A 6,180-nucleotide genomic window follows, 5' to 3' on the forward strand; every position below is an offset into this window, starting at 1 on the left:
GGAGCCTCCGCGGGGGACGGTGATAGCCGACTCGCGGAGACTCCCCCTCACCCGCCGCGCTTCGCGCGTCGGCCTCTCCCCGCAAGCGGGGCGAGGCGAAGAAGGCGTCGGCCGTCAGGCAAGCCTGATGTCCCACAGGCCGTCCTTGCGGCAGGCCGCGACCTCGTCGCGCAGAAGCGCCGTGACGGCAAGCGAAGCCGTCGAGGCCGGACGGTCGATCGGAGAAGCGAAAATGAGCTCGCGCGTCATCGGCTTCGAAACAGCCGTGGTTTCCAGCCGCCCCTCCGCGACCTCGCCGTGGACCGACGATGGCGGCAGCAGCGCGAAACCGAGCCCCTCCTCGACCAGGCTCGTCAGCACGCGGAACGAATCCGCCTCGAGCTGGACGTCGAGCTTGATCTTGCGTTGGGCGGCCGCGTGCTCGATCAGCGCACGGAGACCGTGCGAATGACTGGGCAGCACAAGGCGCTGCCGCAGCAGCCAGCCGATGTCGACGCTCTTCTTGCGCGCCAGCCCGCAGCCGCGCGGGCCCACCGCGACGATGTTGTCACGGCCGAGACTCTGCACGTGGAGATGCAAATCGGCCGAGCGCCCGTAGAGGATGGCAAGATCCATCTCGCCACGGTGCAGCCACTCGACGAGATGACCACTGTAGCTCTCGACGATGCGCAGCGAGATGCCCGGAAACTTTTCGACGCATCGCCGCGCAAAGCGCGCGGACAGCACACAGCTCACGGTCGGAACCAGGCCGAGCACGACCTGGCCGGACGGCGGCCCCTTGGCCGACTGGATATCGTCGCGGATCTGGTCGATCTGCCGCACGATGCCGGAGGTGCGCACCAGCAGGAGACGGCCGGCCTCCGTCAGCACCATGCCGCGACCGTTGCGGGTGAACAGCTCCGTGCGCAGCTCGTGTTCCAGGAGCTTGATCTGGCGGCTGAGCGCCGGCTGCGCCACGCGCAACGTGTCGGAGGCCTTGGAGAGGCTGCCGAGCTCCGCCACGCAACTGAAGGTCCTGAGCTGCCGGAAATCCATGCTTGCCAATCCTGGAAGGCTACTCCATACGCTATAGCAAATGAGCATAGGGGGCTGGCGTTGTTTTCACAACGCCAGGGGATTGGCCGGCGTTATCTTAACTGCCGCTATCAACGGGAAACGCCATGAGTCAAGAACACCACACCGAAGATCACGTCGACATCCGCGAAGCCGTTGCAAAGTTGTGCGCGCAGTTTCCCGGCGAATACTGGCGCAAGCTCGATCGCGAGATGGCCTATCCCAAGGCCTTCGTCGATGCGCTGACGCAGGCAGGTTATCTCTCGGTGCTGATCCCCGAGGAATATGGCGGCGCGGGCCTGAAGCTCTCCGCTGCGGCCGCCATCCTCGAAGAGATCCAGCGCGCGGGCTGCAACGGCGGCGGCTGCCATGCCCAGATGTACACGATGGGCACGGTGCTGCGGCACGGCAGCGACGAGCAGAAAGCAAAGTACCTGCCGAAGATCGCGAGCGGCGAATTGCGGCTCCAGGCCTTCGGTGTCACCGAGCCGACCAGCGGCACCGACACCTCCTCGCTGAAGACCTTTGCCCGCAAGGAAGGCAACGACAGCTACATCGTCAACGGCCAGAAGATCTGGACCAGCCGCGCCGAGCATTCCGACCTGATGGTCCTGCTGGCGCGCACCACGCCGAAGGAGCAGGTCAAGAAGCGCACCGACGGGCTCTCCGTGTTCATCGTCGACATGCGGGAAGCGAAGGGCAAGGGCCTGGAGATCCGTCCGATCCGCACCATGATGAACCACGCGACCACCGAAGTGTTCTTTACCGACATGAAGGTGCCTACGGAGAATCTGATCGGCGAGGAAGGCAAGGGGTTCCGCTACATCCTCTCCGGCATGAATGCCGAACGCATTTTGATCGCGGCCGAATGCATCGGCGACGCCAAATGGTTCATTGCGAAGGCGACGAACTACGCCAAGGAGCGCGCGGTGTTCGGCCGGCCGATCGGTCAGAACCAGGGCATCCAGTTCCCGATCGCCAAGGCTTACGCCTCGATGCGCGCGGCGGAATTGATGGTGAAGGAGGCGACGCGCAAATACGAGGCCGGGCTCGACTGCGGCGCGGAAGCGAACATGGCCAAAATGCTGGCGGCGGATGCGTCCTGGGAGGCGGCCAACGCCTGCATCCAGACCCATGGCGGCTTCGGCTTCGCCGAGGAATACGACGTCGAGCGCAAGTTCCGCGAGACGCGGCTCTACCAGGTGGCGCCGATCTCGACCAATCTGGTGCTGTCCTTCGTCGCCGAGCATGTGCTTGGCATGCCGCGCTCGTATTGAGGTCGCGCCATGGGAGCACTTGACGGGATCAGGGTGATCGCGGTCGAGCAGGCGGTCGCGGCGCCGTTCTGCTCGTCGCGCCTGGCGGATGCCGGTGCGGAGGTGGTCAAGATCGAGCGGCCCGAAGGCGATTTTGCCCGCGGTTATGACGCGGCGGCAAAGGGCCAGAGCAGCTATTTCGTCTGGCTCAACCGCGGCAAGCAATCGGCCGTGGTCGATCTTGCCACCAAGGAGGGCTGCGCCGAACTCGAGAAGCTGATCGCGAGCGCGGACGTGCTGATCCAGAACCTCAAGCCGGGCTCGATGGACAAGCTCGGCTTCTCGCGCGAGCGGCTTCTGAAGGACTATCCGAAGCTGATCTCCTGCACGATTACCGGCTACGGCGACGAGGGTCCCTACGCGCATCGCAAGGCCTATGATCTCCTGATCCAGGCCGAGAGCGGGCTGGCCTCGATCACCGGCAACCCCGACGGCGCCTCGCGTGTCGGCATGTCCATCGTCGACGTCGCGACCGGCGCGACCGCGCATGCGGCGATCCTGGAGGCGTTGATCGCGCGGGGCCGCACCGGCAAGGGCGTCGACATCCGCATCTCCATGTTCGACGTGATGGCGGACTGGTGCACCGTGCCGCTGCTCAACTCCGAAGCCGGCAATCCGCCGAAGCGCATGGGCCTCCGCCATCCCTCGATCGCGCCCTACGGCGTGTTCACCTCGAAGGACGGCAAGGACATTTTGATCTCGATCCAGAGCGAGCGCGAGTGGAAGACGCTCTGCGTCAAGGTGTTGGACCAGCCCGACCTGCCGGCCGATCCGCGCGTCGCCAACATGGTCGAGCGCGTGCGCAACCGCGACTTCACCGACAAGACGGTTGCGGATAGTTTTGGCAGGATGACGCGCGACGAACTCCTGAAGCGACTTTCGGACGCAGACATCGCGTTTGCCGAGGTCAACACCATGGCCGACCTCACCAACCATCCGCATCTTCGCCGCATCGAGGTCGACACGCCCAATGGCCGCGTCAGCTATCCCGCGCCGGCGCCGATCATCGTCGGCGAGGCGCGCTCATACGGCGCGGTTCCCGGCATCGGCGAACGTCCCCAATCCAAGAAGTAACAGAGCGAGGCGTCATGACCGAGAAGCTCGACATCGATCACTTAAGGCAATGGATCGGCCGTAGCCAGGAGGCGACCGACATCGTCACCGCGCAGCTCGTCAAGGGTCTGCGCGCGACGCTGTTCCAGGAGGTCGGCGAACCCAAGACGGGCGATGCCGCGCCGTTCACGGTGCACTGGTGCCTGGCACAGCCGGTGTTTCCGATGTCGATGCTCGGACCCGACGGCCATCCGACCCGCGGCGGCTTCCTGCCGCCGGTGCCGCTGCCGCGCCGGATGTGGGCCGGCGGCGAGATCGAGTTCTTTCAGCCGCTTCGCGTCGGCGATGAATCGACACGAACCTCGCGCATTGCCGACGTTCAGGTGAAGACCGGCTCGACCGGCACACTCTGCTTCGTCCAGGTCGAGCACAGTATCTCCTCGCCGCGCGGCGTTGCCATCCGCGAGCGACAGGACATCGTCTATCGCGAGATGACAAGCAGCGCGCCTGCGGCGGCGAAGGCCCCGCCCCCGCCGCCGAAGGCGCAGCATCGCGAGACCCATGTCTCCGATCCGGTCCTGCTATTCCGCTATTCGGCGCTGACGTTCAACGGCCATCGCATCCACTACGACCGCGACTACGTGACCAAGGTCGAAGGTTATCCGGGCCTGATCTTCCACGGGCCGCTGCAGGCGGCGTTCATCATCGAGATGGCCGCGAAACTGCGCGGCGGCAAGGCTCCGAAGAAGTTTACCTATCGCGGCTTGCAGCCGCTGTTCGAGGGCACGGAGTTTTCGATTAACGCCAACGAGACCGAGACGGGCATGGAGCTGTGGACCGCGAACGCGGAAGGGCAGCCGACGATGAAGGGCACGGCGGTGTGGTGAGGCTCTCGCCTCGTCATTGCGAGGAGCGGAGCGACGAAGCAATCCAGACTGTCGCCGCTGCGGCACTCTGGATTGCTTCGCTTCGCTCGCAATGACGAGGCTGGGACTGCCAGCTTCAATAAACAACAACAGGGACGGAAACCATGGCAAAGAACGGCAGCAAATCCGTCACCGTCAAGCAGGCGACCATCGACCTGCTCCGATCCTTCGGCATCGACAAGGTGTTCGGCAATCCCGGCTCGACCGAGCTGCCGTTCCTGAGCGACTGGCCCGACGACATCGACTACGTGCTGGCGCTCCAGGAAGCGAGCGCCGTCGGGATGGCCGATGGCTACGCCCAGGCCACGCGCAATGCGGGTTTCGTCAATTTGCATTCGGCGGCCGGCGTCGGCAACGCGCTCGGCAACATCTACACCGCGCATCGCAACCAGACACCGCTCGTGATCACCGCGGGCCAGCAGGCGCGCTCGATCCTGCCGTTGCAGGCGTTCCTCTATGCCGAGCGCGCCTCTGAGTTTCCGCGGCCTTACGTCAAATACAGCGTGGAACCGGCGCGGCCCGAGGATGTGCCGGCCGCGATCGCGCGGGCCTATTACACCGCGATGCAGCCGCCTTGCGGGCCGACCTTTGTGTCGATCCCGATCGACGACTGGGCGCATGCCGCAGTGCCGGTCGCAGCGCGCAAGGTCAGCCGCGAAACAGGCCCTGAGCCGGACGCGATGAAAGCGTTGGTCGCAGCGCTCGGGTCAGCCAAGAACCCTGCCCTCGTCGTCGGTCCCGGCGTCGACCGCGCCGGCGCGGTCGACCTGATGGTGCGCGTCGCCGAGAAGGCCAAGGCGAGCGTCTGGGTCAGCCCGTTCTCGGCGCGCTGCTCATTCCCGGAGCGTCACCCGCAATTTGCCGGCTTCCTGCATGCCTCGCCGGCACAATTGTCCGACGCGCTGCGGGAGCACGATCTCGTCGTCGTCATCGGCGCGCCGGTGTTCACTTTCCATGTCGAGGGCCACGCCGCGATCTTCGACGGCGGCGCGACCATCTTCCAGATCACGGACGATCCGGATGCGGCCGCGGTCACTCCGGTCGGCAGCAGCATCATCGCCACCATGAAGCCGGCGCTTAGCCTGCTGCTCGACCTCCTGCCGGAGAGCAAACGCGCCACGCCAAAAGGCCGTACGCTGCCACCGGCGCCGCAAGCCGCCGACCCGCTGCCGGTGGAATTCCTGCTGCACTCGCTGTCGCAGGCGATGCCGGACGGCGCATCGCTGGTCGAGGAAGTGCCCTCGCACCGGCCGGCGATGCAGAAATTCATGCCGATGCGCGGCCAGGACAGTTTCTACACCATGGCAAGCGGTGGCCTCGGCTACTCGCTGCCCGCCGCAGTCGGCATGGCTCTGGGCAAGCCAACGCAACGGACGGTGTGCCTGATCGGCGACGGCTCGGCGATGTATTCGATCCAGGCACTGTGGACCGCCGCGCAGCGAAAACTGCCGCTCACCATCGTCGTCATCAACAATTCCGGCTACGGCGCGATGCGTTCGTTCAGCCAGGTGATGCAGGTGCGCAACGTGCCGGGGCTGGAGCTGCCCGGGATCGATTTCGTCAGGCTCGCCGAAGGCATGGGATGCCATGCGGAGCGGGTGAGCAAGGCGGCGGAGCTGGGTGACGCGCTCAAGCGCGGGATGGCCTTCGCGGGCACCAGCCTCGTGGAGGTGGTCGTAGATTCGGCCGTGCCGGTGCTGTACGGGCAGAAGCATTAGGGGGGGCGCCCGTAGATGGGGTAACGGGCTCCCTGAGGCCTTCAACCAAGCCGCGCTAGCTACGGCGCTGTTTGATGCGCGCGTCGCGCGGCTTGGTTGGAAGGCAAGCGGTCG

The 6,180-nt window shown here is 65.6% G+C and carries 5 protein-coding genes; 4 read left to right on the top strand and 1 reads right to left on the bottom strand.

What is annotated here, in order from left to right; translation table 11 throughout:
- Nucleotides 1–114: 114 nt before the first annotated feature.
- On the bottom strand, nt 115–1,035 hold the full coding sequence (locus AC630_RS41050) for a LysR substrate-binding domain-containing protein (RefSeq protein ID WP_074124055.1): 921 nt from the start codon (nt 1,033–1,035) through the stop codon (nt 115–117).
- A 125-nt stretch (nt 1,036–1,160) separates the two neighbouring features.
- Here AC630_RS41050 and AC630_RS41055 point away from each other — a divergent pair, with 125 nt between their 5' ends.
- From AC630_RS41055 to mdlC, 4 genes are all read left to right on the top strand, one after another.
- A complete protein-coding gene (locus AC630_RS41055; protein ID WP_074124057.1) occupies nt 1,161–2,330 on the top strand; it encodes an acyl-CoA dehydrogenase family protein in 1,170 nt (389 codons plus the stop codon).
- Between the two features lie 9 nt (nt 2,331–2,339).
- Nucleotides 2,340–3,443: a CaiB/BaiF CoA transferase family protein gene (locus AC630_RS41060; RefSeq protein WP_074124059.1), complete on the top strand. Its 1,104-nt coding sequence runs from the start codon at nt 2,340–2,342 to the stop codon at nt 3,441–3,443.
- A 14-nt stretch (nt 3,444–3,457) separates the two neighbouring features.
- A complete protein-coding gene (locus AC630_RS41065; protein WP_074124061.1) occupies nt 3,458–4,309 on the top strand; it encodes an HTD2 family dehydratase in 852 nt (283 codons plus the stop codon).
- 143 nt (nt 4,310–4,452) lie between these two features.
- The gene (gene mdlC, locus AC630_RS41070; RefSeq protein ID WP_074124063.1) at nt 4,453–6,066 is read left to right on the top strand and encodes a benzoylformate decarboxylase; all 1,614 of its coding nucleotides are present in this window, start codon (nt 4,453–4,455) and stop codon (nt 6,064–6,066) included.
- Nucleotides 6,067–6,180: the final 114 nt, after the last annotated feature.

The sequence above is a fragment of the Bradyrhizobium sp. AS23.2 genome (assembly GCF_001908185.1).
In the GTDB taxonomy this organism is placed as follows: Bacteria; Pseudomonadota; Alphaproteobacteria; order Rhizobiales; family Xanthobacteraceae; genus Bradyrhizobium.